Origin of the sequence: Streptomyces sp. NBC_01171 (assembly GCF_045039805.1) — a bacterium.
In the GTDB taxonomy this organism is placed as follows: domain Bacteria; phylum Actinomycetota; class Actinomycetes; order Streptomycetales; family Streptomycetaceae; genus Streptomyces.
Window position 1 is genome coordinate 4,664,952 of the sequence record NZ_CP108609.1, and the last position, 18,319, is coordinate 4,683,270.

The following is an 18,319-nucleotide window of genomic DNA, read 5'->3' on the forward strand; positions in this document are numbered from 1 at the left end:
GCAGGTGAACACCCCGACGCGAGACCTCGACCGCCCGCTCGCCCCGCCCCGCGCTCCGGAGAGGCGCACCAAGGCACCGTTGCTCGTGCCCGCCGTACTCGCCACGGGCCTCGGGCTGTGGGGCCTCACCCGCCAGGACAGCATGTGGCGCGACGAGTCCGTCACCTACCAGCTCGCCCACCGCCCGCTCGGCGAACTCCTCGCGCTGCTGGGCCGCATCGACGCCGTGCACGGGCTGTACTACCTGCTCATGCACGGCGTCTTCGCCCTCTGGGACGGCGGCCTCCCCGCGCTGCGCCTGCCCTCGGTGCTGGCCACCGCCCTCGCCGCCGCCGGGGTCGGCGCACTCGGCACCCGGCTCGCCGGACCCCGGACCGGCGTCCTGGCGGGCGTGCTGTTCGCCCTCTTCCCGGCGACCCAGCAGTACGCGCAGGAGGGGCGGTCGTACGCCCTGGTCACCGCCGGTGTCGTCTGGGCGACCTACCTCTTCCTGCGCGGGCTCGGCTCCACCGCGCACGGCTGGTGGGTGGGGTACGGGGTGGTGCTGGCGGTCGTGTGCTGGGTGCACGAGTTCGCCGCGCTGGTGCTGTTCGCCCACGCCGTGACGCTGCGCCTGCTGGGGGTGCCGTGGCGCAGATGGGGTGTGGCGGCGGCCGGGGTACTGGTGGCGGTGGCGCCACTGGCGGTGGTCAGTGCCGGGCAGGCGGACCAGCAGCTCGGCTGGCTGGGCCGCCCGAGCCTCGCCATGTGGCTCGCGTTCCTCGCCGTGTCCACGCTGGGCCTGCTGCTGAGCCGTGTCCCGGCCCGGGCCGACCGCACGGTGACCGCCCTCGCCCTGCCCCTGCTGATCGTCCCGCCCGGCTTGCTGATCACCGGCTCACTGCTCAAGCCCTGGTACGTCGACCGGTACGTCCTCTACGCCCTGGCCGGCCTCGCCCTGCTCGCCGGGCTCGCGCTGGACCGGGTACCGGCGCAGCTCGGAAAGGGGGCCGCCTGCGTGCTGGCCGCGACCCTGGCCGTCGCCTTGCTGCCCGCGTCCCTCGCGGTCCGCACACCGGAGAGCCGCAAGGACGACGTGGTCGCGATCGCCCGGACCGTACGGAAGCTGTCCCACCCCGGCGACGGCGTGCTGTTCCTCCCGTCCCGCCGCCGCGAGTGGCTGATGTCCTACCCCACCCTCCACGCCCGCCTCGACGACCTGGCCCTCGCCCGCTCCCCGGCCGCCTCCCACACCCTCCAGGGCACCGAGCTGCCCCCCGCCACCATCCGCACCCGCCTCATGGCCACGCCTCGGGTACTCGCCCTGACCGATCCCGACGGCCAGCCCCTCGATCCCTTCCCGCAGGAGGAGGTCAAACGGCGCACGCTCAGGGAGTACTTCCAGGAATGCGAGCGGGTCCGGGTGTGGGGCGGCCAGGTGGTGGTCTACGTACGGAAGGCCGGCCCCGGCTCAGTCGCGGTCCGAGGCGAGGACTGCCAGCGCCGCTGAGGCCACCGCCGCGAGCAGCAGCGGGATGCCCAGGCCGTGGTGGAGGACCAGCCAGGCGCCCAGGCAGGCACCGCCGAACATGGCCAGCACGGCCGCCGTCCGGCGCGGGGAGCGCTGCCCGGTGCCGCTGCCCAGGCGGGACTCGGCGGCCAGGCCGGTCAGGGTCATGGTCAGGACGGTGGTGGTGAGGTCGGGGACGCCCAGGGCGCGGACGGTGGCGTTGCGGAGGCCCATGGCGAGCGCGGTGAGGGCGATCAGCGCGTACCGGGTGCCCGGCCGCTCGGGCCAGGCGAGGGCGATGGCCGCCGAGGCGCCCACCAGCAGCGCTTCCGCGACGAGGGTCGGCCGGGTCGCGCGCCGGACGTGGGAGGTGAGCCGGCCGCCCGCCGCCGCGCCGACCAGGAAGCAGCCGAGCGAAGTGGCCGTGAGCGGTACGGAGAAGCCGGGCGCGCCGACGGCGGCGAAGCCGAGGACCACCACGTTGCCCGTCATGTTGGCCGTGAAGACGCGCCCGAGGCCCAGATAGCCGACCGCGTCGATCAGCCCGCTCACCACGGTCAGCACGAGCAGGACCAGCGGGAGCCGCAACCCGCGCCCCCGGTGCTCCGAGGCCGGTGCGGTCGTCGTCGGCATCGCGTCCTCCGGTCGGGCGGGCGGGGCCGGACCAGTGGACCACGGGGTGCGGACATGCGCGCGCACCCTCGCCGAGCGGTGGCGAGGGTGCGGGAAGGAGAGGGGGTGGGCCGTCGACCGTGGGTGGTCGTGGCACCGGATGGCCCGGTGCGGGGAACGGCCCGCGCGTGAGGGTGGCTCAGTACCAGCCGTTGGCCTGCCAGAAGTTCCACGCCTGGACGGGGCTGCCGTAGCGGGAGTTCATGTAGTCCAGGCCCCACTTGATCTGGGTGGCGGGGTTGGTCTTCCAGTCGGAACCGGCCGAGGACATCTTGGAGGCCGGAAGGGCCTGCACCAGGCCGTACGCGCCCGAGGAGCTGTTCTGGGCGGAGACGTTCCAGCCGCTCTCGTGCTCGACGATCTTGCTGAACGCGTTGTACTGCGCGGAGTCCTGGATCATCTTGTGCGCGACCGACTGCGCCGAGGACGGCGACGGGTTGGTCGCGGCCTGCGCGGGGGCGGCGCCGAGGGCGACACCGGCGACACCGGCGGCCAGGGCGGCCACGGTGACGGCCTTCTTCGGGGAAACGATGCGGCGGATGGCGGAGAACGACACGAAAACCTCTTACGTTGGGGACGACGGGTCGCCGTTCGCGTTCCAGCACGCTCCGCGTGTGGCCGCATGCGTCGGCGCCGCGACCCGTGGGGACCGTGGCGCCAGGCGACGGCCTCCAGAGAAGCAAGCTTCCGAAACGTCCGCAATACCCCCTTTTACTAGTTGTGGCCGGACCGCCGGGAACGCCCCCTGGTGTGACCGGGCTCTCAAAGCGCAGGTCAGAGGCGCTGCAAGAAGGTGCATAACGGACTTAAAGGTCTACGATCCGAGGTCGTAGGTGACCTCGGTCATATGGGGTGGCTCACGTACCGGGCGCGTCGAAGGTGACCGGCGTCTCGAAGGCGGCCCGGCGGGTGGCCCGGCGCAGGGCGCGCAGCACGGCCGGGCCGAGGGTCAGGGTGAGGACGACCGTGCAGACGGCCCGGCCCAGGTCCCAGCCCATGGAGGTGGCCAGGCAGTAGGCGAGGAAGCGGGCCAGGTTGGCGGGGACCGCGGCGTGCGGGTCGAAGGAGATGTTCGACGCCATGGTGCCCATGAACGGCCAGCCGGCCAGGTTCATGATCGTGCCGTAGGCGAAGGCCGCGAGGAAGCCGTAGCAGGCGAGCATCGCCAGTTCGGCACGGCCGCGCAGGCGGGCGGCGCCCGGCAGCAGGCCCGCGCCCATGGTGAACCAGCCCATCGCCAGCATCTGGAACGGCATCCACGGCCCGACCCCGCCGGTCAGCAGCGCGGACGCGAACATGGTCACCGAGCCCAGCACGAAGCCGAAGCCGGGGCCGAGCACCCGCCCGCTGAGCACCAGCAGGAAGAACATCGGCTCGATGCCCGCCGTACCCGCGCCGATCGGTCGCAGGGCCGCCCCGGTGGCCGCGAGCACCCCCAGCATGGCGACGGCCTTCGGTCCGAGCCCCGACTCCGAGATGGTCGCCGCCACCACGGCGACCAGCAGCACCAGCAGCCCCGCGAACAGCCAGGGCGCATCCTCGGCATGGGCGCTGACCTGCGAGTCCGGCGGTGCGAGGAACGGCCACCCGAACGCGGCCACCCCGACCGCGCCGACCAGCACGAGCGCGGCGACGGAACGGGGGCCGAGCCGGACGGCCCGTACGGCGGGGGGCGTCATGCCAGGGCCTTCCGTACTTCGGACACCGTGAGCCAGGGCTGCGGGGCCAGGATCTTCGTGACCTGGGGCGCGAAGGACGGCGAGGACACCACGATGTCGGCCGTGGCGCCGTCGGCTATCACCTCGCCGTCCGCCAGCAGCACCACCCGGTGCGCGATCTCGGCGGCCAGCTCCACGTCGTGCGTGGCCAGCACCAGGGCGTGCCCCTCGGCCGCCAGCCCGCGCAGCACGGCGACCAGGCGGGCCTTGGCCGCGTAGTCCAGTCCGCGCGTCGGCTCGTCCAGCAGGAGCAGCGGGGGACGCGCCGTCAGGACGACGGCGAGCGCGAGGGCGAGACGCTGGCCCTCGGACAGGTCGCGGGGGTGGGTGTCGTCGGTGATGCCCGGCAGCAGCTCCGACACCAGGGTCCGGCAGGTGCCGGGGGAGGCGTCCGCGTCCTTGTCGGCGGCGACGCACTCGGCGCCCACCGTGTCGGCGTACAGCAGATCGCGCGGCTCCTGCGGCACCAGGCCGACCCGGCGCACCAGTTCGGCGGGCTTCAGCCGGTGCGGGGCGGCCCCGCCGACCTGGACGGAGCCGCCGGTCGGGGCCACCAGGCCGACCAGGGAGCCGAGCAGCGTGGACTTCCCGGCGCCGTTGCGGCCCATGAGGGCGACGGTCTCGCCGGGGCCCACCATCAGGTCGACGCCCCGCAGCGCCTCGACCCGGCCTCGCCGCACGGCCAGGTCCCGGATCTCGGCGACCTGCGGCTCGGCGGGCGCGGCCCGCCGGAAACGGCGGCGGGCCGGGGTGGCGGTGACCCGGGGGAGACTCCGCTCCTCCCTATCGGAACCGGCGAGGCTCTCCCGCAGCGGCCCCGCCCGGCGCCGGGCGTCCCGGATGGTCAGCGGGAGCGGGCTCCAGCCGGCCAGCCGGCCGAGCTCGACCACCGGCGGGATCACCGGGGAGACGGCCATCATGTCGGCCGGGGCGCCGAGGACCGGGGGAGCACCGGGGGCGGGCAGCAGCACGACCTGGTCGGCGTACTGGACGACCCGCTCCAGCCGGTGTTCCGCCATGAGGACCGTGGTGCCCAGGTCGTGCACCAGGCGCTGGAGGACCGCGAGGACCTCCTCCGCCGCCGCCGGGTCCAGTGCCGAGGTCGGCTCGTCCAGGACCAGCACGCGGGGGTGCGGGGTGAGCACCGAGCCGATGGCGACCCGCTGGCGCTGCCCGCCGGACAGGGTGGCGATGGAACGCTCCCGCAGATCGGCGAGGCCCAGCAGGTCGAGCGTCTCCTCCACCCGGCGCCGCATCACCTCCGGAGCCAGGCCCAACGACTCCATGCCGTAGGCGAGTTCGTCCTCCACGGTGTCCGTCACGAAGTGCGCGAGCGGGTCCTGGCCCACCGTGCCCACCACGTCGGCCAGTTCGCGCGGCTTGTGGGTGCGGGTGTCCCGGCCCGCCACCGTGACCCGGCCGCGCAGGGTGCCCCCGGTGAAGTGCGGGACCAGTCCGCTGACCGCGTTCAGGATCGTCGACTTGCCCACCCCGGACGGCCCGACGAGCAGCACGAGTTCACCCTCGGGCACCTCGAAGTCCACGCCCCGGACGGTCGGTTCGGCCGCCCCGTCGTACGTGACGGCGACGTCCTCGAAGCGGATCACGACGGCTCCTTGCGGTCCTGGGGTACGACGAGCACGGGCAGCAGGCCCAGCAGGATGGCGGCGGCCGGCCATAGTGGCAGCGCGGGGGCGGCCAGCGGGACGACACCGGGGTACAGCGCGCCGGGATCGCGTACGGAGGCCAGCGCGAGCAGCGCGGCGACGGCCGCGCCCGACCCCGCCACCAGCCACGCCCGCACCCCCCACGGCGCCGGCCGGTACCGGGTGCGCGGCGAGCGGCGGCCGCCCAGGCGCAGCCCGGCGAGCGCGGCCAGCGCCCCGGCGAGCAGCACCGGCATCCCGTACACCCCGCCCTCGGCGGTGAGCAGCCCGTACGTGCCCGCGCACACCCCGAGCAGACCGCCCAGGGTGAGCGCGGTCGTCGTACGGCGCACCGGCGCGGGCACCTCGGCGGTACGGCCGTAGCCGCGGGCGTCCATCGCGGCGGCCAGCGCGACCGAGCGCTCCAACGCGCCCTCCAGCACGGGCAGTCCGACCTGGAACAGCCCCCGCACCCCCCGGTCCGGGCGCCCCCTCAGGCGGCGGGCGGCGCGCAGCCGCTGGACGTCGGCGATGAGATGCGGGGCGAAGGTCAGCGCGACCACCACCGCGACCCCCGCCTCGTACAGCGCGCCCGGCAGCGACTTGAGCAGCTTGGCCGGACTCGCCAGGGCGTTCGCGGCGCCGACACAGACCAGGAGGGCCGCCAGTTTCAGGCCGTTGTAGCCGGAGAACAGCAGCGCCTCCGCCGACACCGGCCCGCCCAGCCGGATGCCCTGCGCCCAGTCGGGCAGCGGGATCTCGGGCAGCGTGAACAGCACGTGCGTACCCGGCACCGGCGAGCCGAGCACGGCCGTGAACACGAGCCGGATCAGCAGCACGGCGACGGCCAGCTTGGCGAACGCCGTGTACGAGCGGGCCCACGGCGCGCTGGAGCGGTGGACCGCCACCACATAGCCCGCCACCGTCATCAGCAGGGCGAGCAGCAGCGGGTTGGTGGTGCGGGTGGCCGCGGTGCCGAGCCCGAGCGACCACAACCACCAGGCACCGGGGTGCAGTTCGAGGCGTGTCCGTCGGCGGACGGGCACGGTGGTGCGGGCGGCGCGGACGCCGGTGTCAGGCATTCCGGCGCCGCCGCGCCTGCCAGAACGCCGCCCCGCCGAGCACGGCGACCACACCGATGCCGAGGGGGAGCCCGAGGGAGGGGCCGTCGTCCTTGGGAGCGGCCTGCTTCCCCGACGGCTTCTCAGCCTTGTCATCGGCCGCCACCTGCTCCCCGCAGCCCCGCGCCGGGTAACCGGCGATGGCGCACAGCAGGGCGTTGGTGTCGTAGCGCAGGGGCTTGGCCGCCTCGGCCAGGGCGTCGGCGGTGCTCGCGTCCGGGGAGACGCGGGCGCAGACCTCGCGCGCGGCGGGCGGGATCTCCCCGGAGGGGGCGTCGGCCCGGGTGCCGAAGTCGAGGACGAGCGCGACCCGCTTGGTGCCCGCCTTCGCGGGCGTCTTGGCGCAGATCGAGCCGAAGTCCGCCGTGCCGCGCGGCCGGTCGGCGTCCGAGGAGTCCGCGCTGACCGCGAACCGGAAGCCCTGCACCGAGCCGTCGTCGGGACGCTCGGAGGCCGGGCCCTGGGTGGCGTACGTCCACCGGTCGCCGGAGCGGTCCCAGAAGGACCAGTACCGGTATCCGGCGGCCTGCGCCTCGGCGGCGGCGGCCAGGACGAGGAGGGACGCGACCAGCAGGGCCGCGGCACGGCGGACCGAGGTCACGGGCGGTTCTTCTTCCGGCCGCTGAACAGGAAGCCGACGCCGATACCGGCGACCAGGCCCACGCCGATGATCCACCACACGCTGTTGCCGGACTTCTCGGTGGCCTTCTTCTCCGGGGCGGCGGCCTGCTTCACCGGGGCCGGGCCCAGCTTGTCCAGGGCGCGGACCAGGTCGGTCCCGCCGAAGTCGTGCGGGTCGGCGCCGACCGCGTGGGCGCTGAGGACGAGCTGGGCGTAGGCGGCGGGGCCGCTCTGCTGCGCCCACTTCGCGGCGTTCTTCTCCAGCCAGGCGTACGGGGCCTTCGCCTGCTCCGTCCAGCCGTCGGCGGCCAGCGCCACCACGGTGTCGGCGGTGTTGCCGAAGTCGGGCTGGTTCTCGGCGCCGGGCATCGCGGACATCAGGTGGCCGGACTTGCCGACGGCGCCGATGAGGTAGGCGGAGGCGTTGTCGGCCAGGCGGGCCGGGGTCGCCTTGCCGGAGGAGGCGCAGGCGGGGGCCTTGTCGCGGGCCTTGCCGGGCTCCACGACGAAGCCCTTGCCGAGCGCGCCGAGCACACCGGCGGCCGTGGCGTCCGCGTTGGCCTCCAGCTTGCCCTTCTTGTCCGGCTGGAAGGCGAGCGCGCCGCCGCCCTTCTGGGCGCAGGGCACGGCCAGCGAGGCCAGCGCCTCGGCCGGGGTCTTCCCCTTGCCGCGCAGCTCGGCCGGCTTCTCGCCGGCGGCGGCCAGCGCGCCGACCACGACGGAGGTGGAGTTGGTGTCGCTCGGGCCGCCGGGGGAGTAGCCCCAGCCGCCGTCCTTGTTCTGCTGGGCCTTCAGCCACTTCACGGCCTTGCCGGTCACGTCGTCGTGGCCGCCGAGCGCGGCGAGCGCCTGGACGGCGGCGGCCGTGCTGTTGGTGTCCGCCTGCGCGCCCTTGCCGCCGCACGCCTTGCCGGTGTCGGCGCGGAAGGAGGCGAAGCCGCCGTCGGCGCACTGCTGGCCGGTCAGCCACTTCACGGCCTCGTCCGCGGGCTTCTCACCGGCGGTGGCCTGCGCGAGCAGGGCGAGGGACTGGCGCCAGACGCCGTCGTAGGTGGGGTCGCCCTTGCCGAACAGCCCGGCCGGGACCGTCGCCTTCGGGGACGGGGCGGCCTCGGCGGCCGTGGCGGGCGCGGCTGCGGCCAGCACGCCTATGGCGGCGAGAGCCGCGGCACTGCGGCGGACGTTCATGGTCGGCGACTGCCTCTCCTGCGAGGGGCCGACGCGCGCGGGAACCACCCCGGCGGCCCGGCCCCGTATGCCTCGACGGTGCCGTGCGCGGCACAGCGCCACGCACGTGAGCCGGTCAACGTCCCGCCGAGGCGTTCCGGCTCACCGGGCCTCCAGGGCGCCGGATGACGGTTGCGGGTCAGCGCCGGAATCACACCGGCTTCCCCCCGTACGGGTGTATGACGACCCGGCCACTTTACCGGGGGCCGCAAAGCCGCCGGTCGTGGCGTGAATCACCTGATCCACTGCTCACAGCGCCCCTACCTGCCGGTAGATTCAGAGCCTCTTGGATGATCAAGTCTGAAACTTGTTCCGGATTGTCGTCCCGTCGTAGTCTCGCGGGACCGTGCAGGCAGAAGGGGGCCCAGAGTGACCGCTGAGGCCAGTCAGGCGGCTCCCCCGGGCACCGCCGCCGACGGCGAGCGACCGCTCCGTATCGCGCTCCTCACCTACAAGGGCAATCCGTTCTGCGGCGGCCAGGGCGTCTACGTCCGCCACCTCTCCCGTGAACTCGCCCGTCTGGGCCACCGGGTGGAGGTCATCGGCTCCCAGCCCTATCCCGTGCTCGACGAGCACGATGAACACGGCGCCTACGCGGGCCGGTTGAGCCTCACCGAGCTGCCCAGCCTCGACCTCTACCGCCAGCCCGACCCCTTCCGCACCCCGAGGAGGGGTGAATACCGGGACTGGGTCGACGCGCTCGAGGTCGCCACCATGTGGACCGGCGGCTTCCCCGAGCCGCTCACCTTCTCCCTGCGTGCCGGGCGTCAACTGCGCGCCCGCAGGGGCGAGTTCGACGTGGTCCACGACAACCAGACGCTCGGCTACGGCCTGCTCGGCGACCTGGGCGCCCCCCTGGTCACCACCATCCACCACCCCATAACCGTCGACCGGCAACTCGAACTCGACGCCGCCGAAGACCTCAAGCGCCGCCTCTCCGTGCGCCGCTGGTACGCCTTCACCCGCATGCAGAAGCGCGTCGCCCGCCGCCTGCCCTCCGTGCTCACCGTCTCCGGCAGCTCCCGCCAGGAGATCGTGGACCACCTCGGCGTACGCCAGGACCGCGTGCATGTCGTCCACATCGGCGCCGACACCACCCTGTTCGCGCCGAATCCGGCCGTGCCCGAGGTGCCGGGCCGGATCGTCACCACCTCCAGCGCCGACGTGCCCCTCAAGGGCCTGGTCTTCCTGGTGGAGGCCCTCGCCAAGGTGCGCGCCGAACAGCCGCACGCCCACCTCGTCGTCGTCGGCAAGCGCCCCGAGGAGGGCCCGGTCGCCCAGGCGATCGAGCGGTACGGCCTGGAGGACGCCGTCGAGTTCGTCAAGGGCATCTCCGACGCCGAACTGGTCGACCTGATCCGCTCCGCCGAAGTCGCCTGCGTGCCCTCGCTGTACGAGGGGTTCTCGCTGCCCGCCGCCGAGGCCATGGCCACCGCCACCCCGCTGGTCGCCACCACCGGCGGCGCGATCCCCGAGGTCGCCGGGACCGACGGCGAGACGTGCCTGGCCGTACCCCCCGGCGACGCCGGGGCGCTCGCCGCCGCCCTCACCCGGCTGCTCGGCGACCGCGACCTGCGCGCCCGGCTCGGCGCGGCCGGCCGCGAGCGGGTGCTCGCCCGCTTCACCTGGACGCGTGCGGCCGAGGGCACCGTGGCCCGCTACCGCGAGGAGATCGACCGGGCCCGTACGGGCCCCCGCGCGGACAGACCCCTTCCCGCAGCCGTCCCCGGCCGCCCCGTCGCGGGGGTCTCCGCGGCACCCGCGCCACTCTCCGAAAGTTCCTCCGAAAGCAGGGCCACGTGCTGACCGTCGACTTCTCCCGGTTCCCGCTCGCCCCCGGCGACCGTGTCCTGGACCTCGGCTGCGGGGCCGGCCGGCACGCCTTCGAGTGCTACCGGCGCGGCGCCCAGGTGGTGGCCCTCGACCAGAACGCGGAGGAAATCCGCGAGGTCGCCAAGTGGTTCGCGGCGATGAAGGAGGCGGGTGAGGCCCCCGAGGGCGCCACCGCCACCGCCATGGAGGGCGACGCGCTCGCGCTGCCCTTCCCCGACGAGTCCTTCGACGTCGTCATCATCTCCGAGGTGATGGAGCACATCCCCGACGACAAGGGCGTGCTCGCCGAGATGGTCCGCGTCCTCAAGCCCGGCGGCCGGATAGCCGTCACCGTGCCCCGGTACGGTCCCGAGAAGGTCTGCTGGGCGCTCTCCGACGCCTACCACGAGGTCGAGGGCGGCCACATCCGCATCTACCGCGCCGAGGAACTCCTCGCCAAGATGCGCGGCGCCGGCCTCAAGCCGTACGGCACCCACCACGCGCACGCCCTGCACTCGCCGTACTGGTGGCTCAAGTGCGCCTTCGGCGTCGACAACGACAAGGCGCTGCCGGTGCGGGCGTACCACAAGCTGCTGGTCTGGGACATCATGAAGAAGCCGCTGGCCACGCGCGTGGCCGAGCAGGCGCTCAACCCGCTGATCGGCAAGAGCTTCGTCGCCTACGCGACCAAGCCGCACCTGCCCCGCCTCGACGAGGCCGGGACGGACGCCCCGTGACCACGCCCCGGGCCGACCACCTCGTGCTGACCGGCGTTCTCACCGCCGAGCAGGCCGCCGACACCGTCCGGGGGATCCTCGCGGTGCAGCGCGCCGACGGCGCCATCCCCTGGTTCCGTGGCCACCACCTCGACCCCTGGGACCACACCGAGGCCGCCATGGCCCTCGACGCGGCCGGGGAGCACGCGGCCGCCGAGCGCGCCTACCGCTGGCTCGCCGACCACCAGAACGAGGACGGCTCCTGGTACGCCGCCTACGCCGACGGCGCCCACGACGAGGTCACCGACCGCGCCCGCGAGTCCAACTTCGTCGCCTACATAGCCGTCGGCGTCTGGCACCACTACCTGTCCACCGGGGACGACACCTTCCTGGACCGGATGTGGCCCACCGTGTACGCGGCCGTCGAATGGGTGCTCCGGCTCCAGCAGCCCGGCGGCCAGATCGGCTGGCGGCGCGCCGAGGACGGCACCCCCACCACCGACGCCCTGCTCACCGGCAGCTCCTCGATCCATCACGCCCTGCGCTGTGCGCTCGCCATCGCCGAGCAGCGTGAAGAGCCGCAGCCCGACTGGGAGTTGGCGGTGGGCGCGCTGCGGCACGCCATCCGCAGGCACCCCGAGCGGTTCCTCGACAAGAACCAGTACTCGATGGACTGGTACTACCCGGTTCTCGGCGGTGCCGTCACCGGCGCCGAGGCCAAGGAGCGCGTCGAGGACGGGTGGGACCGCTTCGTCGTGCCCGGCCTGGGCGTGCGCTGCGTCGTGCCCAACCCCTGGGTGACCGGCGGCGAGTCCTGTGAACTCGCCCTGGCCCTCTGGGTGATGGGCGAGTCCGACCGCGCGCTGGAGATACTCCAGTCCATCCAGCACCTGCGCGACCCGGAGTCCGGCCTGTACTGGACCGGCTACGTCTTCGACGACGACGCCGTCTGGCCGCGGGAACTCACCACTTGGACCGCCGGGTCCCTGCTGCTCGCGGTGGCCGCCCTCGGCGGCCACGACGCGACCGGCGCCGTCTTCGCCGGTGACCTCCTGCCGCGCGGCCTGGACCCCGACTGCTGCGACTAGCGGCAGGCGGGGTCCCCGCGCCCGGTGCCCCGGATCAGCGGTGCATGCGGCCGGCGATGGCGTGACCGATGAACAGGTAGACCACGGCGGCCAGTCCGTAGCCGGCGACGACCCGGGCCCACGCCTCGTCGAAGGTGAACAGGTCGTGGGACCAGCCGGCCAGCCAGGAGGCCGTGTCATGGACGAACTCGACCAGGGTGTTGCCCCGGTTCGCGTCCAACAGGTACATCAAGATCCACAGACCGAGGATGAGGGCCATCACGTCCGCTACGACGGCGATGACACGGCCGGCCTGGTTGGTGCCTGAGTGGTGTCGAGACATGGTGTTCGAATTGCCGCCGGACGCCCGCTGAAACCGGCCACAGGCCCGTAATACCGGGCCCGACGACCCGTACGGGCCTCCCGGCTGGCGGCGGCCGGGAGGCCGGGCAAGGCTTCGGACCAGAGACACCCGCTCGGGGAATCACGTCCGGAGGACCGCGTGCCCGTTCCGTTGCGCCGCACCTGGGTGGCGCTCATCTTGTGCTGCGCCCTGCTGGCCGGTACTGCCGCCTGCGGCAGTGACGACAAGACCAGCACCAAGACTGCCGCCGCGGCCTCCCCGGGCCCCAGCACCTCCGCCGAACGCCAGAAGTTCGCCAAGACCCGGTTCGTCGCCAACGCGGGCCTCGCGGCCGGGGCGACGTACCAGTGGATCGTGAAGCCCTGGCGGGCCGGCACCTTCACGAAGGGCGCCGACGGCCGCAAGGTGGCCCTCGTCAAGGCCGGCCTCGCCGGTGCCTTCGCCTACAACCGGCTCAAGGCCGCCCAGAAGAACGCCCAGGACGACCCCACCCTGACCAAGGCGCTCGCCCCGCTCACCGCGGGCATCGAGAGCCTGAAGAACCTGCCGTCCAAGCTGCGCAACGGCGACACGGGCGCGATGAGTTCGTTCGAGGACACCATCGACAAGGTGAAGAGCGCGGGTGCGAGCGCGGGCGCACCGGTCAAGGACCAGGTGCCCTCCTCCTCGGACCTCTCCAAGGGCTGACACGGCTGCGGCCCCCCGCCCGGAAGGGGCGAGGGGCCGCACACGACGGTTCCGGGGGGCTCAGCCGCGCTGGATGCCCGAGGTGTCCTGGAGGACGCCGCGACGCCCGTCCTGGGTCTGCGCGAGCAGCGCGGCACCGCGCTGCTCGACCGCCAGGTACCAGGTGCCGGGGGCCAGTTCGGCGACCGGGTTGGGCGAGCCGTCCTCCGCGAACAGCGGACGGGCCACCGGCACGGCGAACCAGAACGGCGAGAAGTCGGCGGCCGGAGCCTGCTGCTGCGGCGCCGGAGCACCCTGCGGGGCGCTGTGCCCGAACGCCTGGGCCTGCTGCGGCTGGCCGCCGCCGAAGGAGGCGGCAGGGGCGCCGGGGTAGCCGTAACCCTGGGGCGGCTGGGCGCCGTAGGGCTGCGGGGCGGCCGGCTTGGGCGCCGGGAGCAGCGGGGCCTGGAGCGCCGGGACGAGCGGGGTGGCGACGGCGGCGCCCGCCAGGATCAGCGTGGCGACCAGCGCGAGGATCAGACCGGTGCCCGCGCTCGGCGACTTGGAGCCGGCGGTGATGTTGTCCAGGCCGCCGACCGGGTCGATCACATTGCCCAGCGCGCTCCACGCGGCGAACACCGCGAACGCCGCGCCGAGGACGCCGAGTTCGAGACCGGCGACCTTGCGGGGCTGCGGCAGCGCGCGGGCGGCGACGACGAGCCCGGCGGCGATCAGACCCGCCAGGACGACGCTGAGCAGGACCGGGCCGCTCTCCCAGAGGTTCGGCATGTCGACGTCGCCGGGAAGGTCGTCGTACGAAAAGTTGTCGAAGAACGACGCGATGAGCAGCAACAGCGCCGCTCCGATCACCACGCCGTCGCCTCTGGTGAGGGATCGGATATTCACTTCATCAGGTCCTTCGTAGGTCGTCTCGTCGTCGGTAGACAGTACCGTCCGCGTGATCCGCTGTGCGGACGGTTTCGCCCGGCGGTCACGACTCGCGCAGGAAACTCACGATTCCCTCAGAGATCCCCTGCGCGGCCTTCTGCCGCCAGGGACCGCTGGTCAGCAGGGCCACATCGGACTTGTCGCGCATGTTCCCGCACTCGATGAACACCTTCGGAACCGTTGACAGATTGAGACCGCCGAGGTCCGTGCGCGTGACCATCCCGGTGCCGTCGCCCAGGTAGTTGGAGAAGGGCTCCCCGGTGGCGCGGCGGTAGCCGCCCGCGACCCGGGCGCCCAACTTCTTGGAGGGGGCGACGATGGGCCGGGTGTCCGCGGCGCCCGCATGCACCGCGCCCGGCATGATGACGTGGAAGCCCCGGTTGCCCTCGGCCGAGCCGTCCGCGTGCAGCGAGATCGCCGCGTCCGCGTGGGCGGTGTTGCCGATCCGGGCCCGCTCGTCCACGCACGGCCCCCACTCGCGGTCGCCGTCGTGGGTCAGCTTCACGGTGGCGCCCTGCTTCTCCAGCAGCGCCCGCAGCCGGTGGGCGAGGTCGAGGGTGAACTTGGCCTCCGGGTAACCGGCGTCGGTGGCGGTGCCGGTGGTGTCGCACTCCTTCTTGCCGGTGCCGATGTCGACCTGCCGGTTGATCTCGGCCGTGTGCCGGAAGTTGCCCGTGTTGTGGCCGGGGTCGATGACGACGACCTTCCCGGCGAGCGAGCCCGCACTCGGCGAGGGGCTGCTCGTGCCGCCCGGCGCCGCCGACGCCGACGGGCTCGCGGCAGCCGCCGGGCGGTCCGGCTCGTCGCCGAGCGCCGAGTAGGCCAGCCAGCCCAGCAGGGCGACCGGCACCAGCGCGGCGAACGTGATGGTCAGCGCGCGCCGGGAGCGCGGCCGGGGAGCTTCGTTTTCCGGGCCTTCGTACGACACGCAGCCACCCTAACGGCACCCCCCGCCCGGCCCCCGCATCCCTGACGACAGGTCAGATACCGTCCCCCGTGCGCTTCAGCACCCGCAGCGAGCCCGTCGCGGACACCTCGGTGAAGGCGCCCGAGGCCAGCGCCCGCAGGTACACCCGGTACGGCGCCTGGCCGGTGAACTCGTCCTCCGGCTCCGGGAACACGTCGTGGATGACCAGCAGACCGCCGGGCGCGACGTGCGGGGCCCAGCCCTCGTAGTCGGCGTTGGCGTGCTCGTCGGTGTGGCCGCCGTCGACGAACACCAGCGCCACGGGGGAGTTCCACACGGCGGCGACCTGCGGGGAGCGGCCGACCAGCGCGATCACGTGGTCCTCCAGACCGGCCCGGTACAGGGTGCGGCGGAAGGTGGGGAGCGTGTCCATCAGGCCGAGCTCGGGGTCGACGGTCTCCGGGTCGTGGTAGTCCCAGCCCGGCTGCTGCTCCTCGCTGCCCCGGTGGTGGTCGACGGTGAGCGCGGTGACCCCGGCCCTGAGGGCCGCGTCCGCGAGCAGCACGGTGGAGCGCCCGCAGTAGGTGCCGACCTCCAGCAGCGGCAGCCCGAGCCGCCCGGCCTCCACCGCCGCCGCGTACAGCGCCAGCCCCTCGTCCACGGGCATGAACCCCTTCGCGGCCTCGAACGCGGCCAGGATCTCCGATGGGGGTCCCCCCTGCTCGACCGGAGTCGAGAGCCTGGGGGAGGGGGCCGCGGCCATGGGGGTTCCTCTCGGTCGTACGTCTCTCTCGGCGCCCATGCTGCCGCACCCCCCGCCCGGGGCCGGGTGGGGGGTGCGGTGGCGGGGACCTGCGCGGGTTACGCCGAGACGGTCTCGCCCGGCAGCGGCAGGTCCAGCTCGACCGGGCGCTCGTCCCCGGCGTGCGTCGCCGCCGAGGCCAGCGGGCCGTGTCCGGCGGCCCGGGCGGCCAGGACGTACGGGCCCTCGGACGGCACCGGGAGGGCGTAGCCGCCGTCGAGGTCGGAGAGCGTGGAGCCGGCCTGGCGCCCCCGGCGGTCGATCAGCGTGACCTTGGCGCGGGCCACCGGGGCGCCGGACGCGTCCAGCACCCGGCCCCGGAAACCACGCAGCACCTCCTCGGCACGCTCCAGCACCGCGTCCTCCTCGCTGCTGGCCCGCAACTGGGTGTGCTGGGCGGCCGGGCGCGGGGTGCGCGGCAGGAACACCGCGAGCGCCAGACCCACGAGCACGGCGGCCGTGGCGATCAGGAACGACACCCGGAAGCCGTGCATCGTCGGCACCGCGACCCCGCCGCCCAGGTCGTGCGCGGTGTTGGCCAGCACCATGCCGATGACGGCGCTGGAGACCGAGGTGCCGATAGAGCGCATCAGGGTGTTCAGACCGTTGGCGGCACCCGTCTCGGACGCCGGGACCGCGCCCACGATCAGCGCGGGCAACGAGGAGTACGCCAGGCCGATACCGGCGCCGAGGACCATCGAGGTGATGATCGTCTGCCAGGCGGCGTGCATCAGGCCGAGCCCGCCCGCGTAGCCGACCGCGATGACCATCAGGCCGATGATCAGGGTCGTGCGGGGGCCGTAGCGGGCCGAGAGACGGGCGTAGACCGGGGCGGTGAACATCATGGTCAGGCCCAGCGGGGCCACGCACAGACCGGCGACCACCATCGACTGGCCCAGGCCGTAGCCGGTGGCGGTGGGGAGCTGGAGCAACTGGGGGAGGACCAGCGAGACGACGTAGAAGCTGACGCCGACCATGATCGAGGCGAGGTTGGTGAGCAGCACCTCGCGGCGGGCGGTGGTGCGCAGGTCGACCAGCGGGGCCGGTACGCGCAGCTCGTACACGCCCCACAGCAGCAGTACGGCGAGCGCGCCGCCGAAGAGGCCGAGCGTGGTGCCGGAGGACCAGCCCCAGTCGCTGCCCTTGGTGATGGGCAGCAGGAGCAGCACCAGACCGGCGGAGAGGCCGACGGCGCCCGGGTAGTCGAAGGAGCCCTTCGCGCGGGCCGGGGACTCGGGGACGACCAGCAGGGTCAGGCCGATGGCGAGCACGCCCAGACCGGCGGCGCCGTAGAACAGGGCGTGCCAGTCGGTGTGCTGGGCGACCAGGGCCGCGGCGGGCAGCGCGAGACCGCCGCCGACGCCGATCGAGGAGCTCATCAGCGCCATCGCGGAGGCGAGCCGCTCACGCGGGAGCATGTCGCGCATCAGGCCGATGCCCAGCGGGATCGCGCCCATGGCGAAGCCCTGGAGGGCGCGGCCAACGATCATCAGGAGCAACTGGCTGGTGACCGCGCTGACCAGCGCGCCGAGCACCATCACGGACAGGCTGAGGATCAGCATCCGGCGCTTGCCGTACAGGTCGCCGAGGCGGCCCATGATCGGGGTGGCGACGGCACCGGAGAGCAGGGTGGAGGTGAGGACCCAGGTCGCGTTGCTCGGCGCGGTGCCGAGCAGTTGCGGCAGGTCCTTGATGACCGGCACGAGCAGGGTCTGCATCACCGCGACCACGATGCCCGCGAAGGCGAGCACCGGGACGACGGCCCCACCCGCTCTCCGGGTGGCATGGTCGGGCGTGGTGTGGGTCATGGAAATGGGTCCTCCCGCGTGAATACGTGCCGGGTGAACCTCGTATGCACAGGAAACTATTCCGTTGCTTCGGGACGCTAATGAATCCTTGACCGAGACATGGGTTTCTGACCCGGTGTCAGTGCTTGCTTCTCACAGCCAGCCGCGCTGCCGGGCCTCCCGTACGGCCTCCGCGCGGTTGCGGGTGCCGGTCTTGCCGATCGCCGAGGAGAGGTAGTTGCGGACGGTGGACTCCGAGAGGTGGAGCCGGGCGGCGATGTCGGCGACCGTCGCGCCGTCCACGGAGGCGGTCAGCACCTCGCACTCCCGGCCCGTCAGCGGGTTCGGCCCGGCGCTCAGCGCGGCCGCCGCCAGTACGGGGTCGACCACCGTCTCCCCGGCCAGCACCCGGCGCACCGCCTGGGCCAGTTCCTCCACCGGGCCGTCCTTGACCAGGAACCCGGCCGCCCCCGCCTCCATCGCCCGGCGCAGATAGCCGGGCCGTCCGAAGGTGGTCAGGATCAGCACCCGGCACCCGGGCACCCGCTCCCGCAGCAGCGCGGCGGCGTCCAGACCGCTCAGGCCCGGCAGCTCGATGTCCAGCAGCGCCACGTCCGGCCGGTGCGCCACGGCGGCCGGCACGATCGCGTCCCCCGCCGACACCTGCGCGACCACCTCGATGTCGTCCTCCATGCCCAGCAGGAGGGCCAGGGCGCCGCGCATCATGCCCTGGTCCTCGGCCAGCAGGAGTCGGAT

Annotated in this window: 18 protein-coding genes and 1 riboswitch; of the genes, 5 read left to right on the plus strand and 13 right to left on the minus strand. The window is 73.7% G+C overall.

What is annotated here, in order from left to right; all coding sequences use genetic code 11:
• The first annotated feature begins 4 nt into the window (after positions 1 to 4).
• A complete protein-coding gene (locus OG448_RS21480) occupies positions 5 to 1,489 on the plus strand; it encodes a glycosyltransferase family 39 protein (protein WP_405556071.1) in 1,485 nt (494 codons plus the stop codon).
• Here the strand turns inward: OG448_RS21480 and OG448_RS21485 are convergent.
• The 7 genes from OG448_RS21485 to OG448_RS21515 form a co-directional block, all read right to left on the minus strand.
• Complete coding sequence (locus tag OG448_RS21485; protein ID WP_405556073.1) at positions 1,451 to 2,122, minus strand: YoaK family protein; 672 nt, start codon at positions 2,120 to 2,122, stop codon at positions 1,451 to 1,453. The genes OG448_RS21480 and OG448_RS21485 overlap by 39 nt on opposite strands.
• A gap of 178 nt (positions 2,123 to 2,300) precedes the next feature.
• Entirely contained in the window at positions 2,301 to 2,717 is a 417-nt protein-coding gene (locus OG448_RS21490) for a transglycosylase SLT domain-containing protein (RefSeq protein ID WP_405556074.1), read from the minus strand.
• Between the two features lie 301 nt (positions 2,718 to 3,018).
• On the minus strand, positions 3,019 to 3,840 hold the full coding sequence (locus OG448_RS21495; RefSeq protein ID WP_405556076.1) for an ECF transporter S component: 822 nt from the start codon (positions 3,838 to 3,840) through the stop codon (positions 3,019 to 3,021).
• Positions 3,837 to 5,486, minus strand: a complete 1,650-nt coding sequence (locus OG448_RS21500) for an ABC transporter ATP-binding protein (RefSeq protein ID WP_405556078.1) — start codon at positions 5,484 to 5,486, stop codon at positions 3,837 to 3,839. The genes OG448_RS21495 and OG448_RS21500 overlap by 4 nt, the downstream gene beginning before the upstream one ends.
• A complete protein-coding gene (locus tag OG448_RS21505) occupies positions 5,483 to 6,607 on the minus strand; it encodes an energy-coupling factor transporter transmembrane component T (RefSeq protein WP_405556080.1) in 1,125 nt (374 codons plus the stop codon). The genes OG448_RS21500 and OG448_RS21505 overlap by 4 nt, the downstream gene beginning before the upstream one ends.
• On the minus strand, positions 6,600 to 7,247 hold the full coding sequence (locus OG448_RS21510) for an SCO2322 family protein (RefSeq protein ID WP_405556081.1): 648 nt from the start codon (positions 7,245 to 7,247) through the stop codon (positions 6,600 to 6,602). Before OG448_RS21510 ends, OG448_RS21505 begins: the two co-directional genes overlap by 8 nt.
• A complete protein-coding gene (locus OG448_RS21515) occupies positions 7,244 to 8,455 on the minus strand; it encodes a prenyltransferase/squalene oxidase repeat-containing protein (RefSeq protein WP_405556083.1) in 1,212 nt (403 codons plus the stop codon). Before OG448_RS21515 ends, OG448_RS21510 begins: the two co-directional genes overlap by 4 nt.
• 130 nt (positions 8,456 to 8,585) lie before the next feature.
• A riboswitch (cobalamin riboswitch) is annotated at positions 8,586 to 8,660 on the minus strand.
• A gap of 203 nt (positions 8,661 to 8,863) precedes the next feature.
• On the opposite strand from OG448_RS21515, the gene OG448_RS21520 reads away from it, so the two are divergent.
• From OG448_RS21520 to OG448_RS21530, 3 genes are read left to right on the plus strand one after another with little or no spacing between them, the layout of a single operon-like run.
• Entirely contained in the window at positions 8,864 to 10,300 is a 1,437-nt protein-coding gene (locus OG448_RS21520; protein ID WP_405556085.1) for a glycosyltransferase family 4 protein, read from the plus strand.
• Positions 10,294 to 11,043, plus strand: a complete 750-nt coding sequence (locus tag OG448_RS21525; RefSeq protein ID WP_366571113.1) for a class I SAM-dependent methyltransferase — start codon at positions 10,294 to 10,296, stop codon at positions 11,041 to 11,043. Before OG448_RS21520 ends, OG448_RS21525 begins: the two co-directional genes overlap by 7 nt.
• Positions 11,040 to 12,110, plus strand: a complete 1,071-nt coding sequence (locus OG448_RS21530) for a prenyltransferase (protein WP_405556087.1) — start codon at positions 11,040 to 11,042, stop codon at positions 12,108 to 12,110. Before OG448_RS21525 ends, OG448_RS21530 begins: the two co-directional genes overlap by 4 nt.
• Before the next feature lie 34 nt (positions 12,111 to 12,144).
• On the opposite strand, the gene OG448_RS21535 is transcribed toward OG448_RS21530, so the two are convergent.
• On the minus strand, positions 12,145 to 12,432 hold the full coding sequence (locus OG448_RS21535) for a hypothetical protein (protein ID WP_399567499.1): 288 nt from the start codon (positions 12,430 to 12,432) through the stop codon (positions 12,145 to 12,147).
• Positions 12,433 to 12,591: 159 nt separating this feature from the next.
• Here OG448_RS21535 and OG448_RS21540 point away from each other — a divergent pair, with 159 nt between their 5' ends.
• Positions 12,592 to 13,140, plus strand: coding sequence for a hypothetical protein (locus OG448_RS21540; protein ID WP_405556089.1), 549 nt, complete (start codon positions 12,592 to 12,594; stop codon positions 13,138 to 13,140).
• Between the two features lie 60 nt (positions 13,141 to 13,200).
• On the opposite strand, the gene OG448_RS21545 is transcribed toward OG448_RS21540, so the two are convergent.
• The 5 genes from OG448_RS21545 to OG448_RS21565 all read right to left on the minus strand — a co-directional run bounded on the left by OG448_RS21545 (position 13,201) and on the right by OG448_RS21565 (position 18,289).
• Positions 13,201 to 14,025: a DUF5336 domain-containing protein gene (locus OG448_RS21545; RefSeq protein WP_405556090.1), complete on the minus strand. Its 825-nt coding sequence runs from the start codon at positions 14,023 to 14,025 to the stop codon at positions 13,201 to 13,203.
• 85 nt (positions 14,026 to 14,110) lie between these two features.
• Entirely contained in the window at positions 14,111 to 14,995 is an 885-nt protein-coding gene (locus OG448_RS21550; RefSeq protein WP_405556091.1) for an N-acetylmuramoyl-L-alanine amidase, read from the minus strand.
• A 52-nt stretch (positions 14,996 to 15,047) separates the two neighbouring features.
• The gene (locus tag OG448_RS21555; protein WP_405556093.1) at positions 15,048 to 15,737 is read right to left on the minus strand and encodes a class I SAM-dependent methyltransferase; all 690 of its coding nucleotides are present in this window, start codon (positions 15,735 to 15,737) and stop codon (positions 15,048 to 15,050) included.
• Positions 15,738 to 15,835: 98 nt separating this feature from the next.
• Positions 15,836 to 17,584: an MFS transporter gene (locus tag OG448_RS21560; protein ID WP_405556095.1), complete on the minus strand. Its 1,749-nt coding sequence runs from the start codon at positions 17,582 to 17,584 to the stop codon at positions 15,836 to 15,838.
• 132 nt (positions 17,585 to 17,716) lie between these two features.
• Positions 17,717 to 18,289, minus strand: coding sequence for a response regulator (locus tag OG448_RS21565; protein WP_405558881.1), 573 nt, complete (start codon positions 18,287 to 18,289; stop codon positions 17,717 to 17,719).
• Positions 18,290 to 18,319 lie beyond the last annotated feature (30 nt).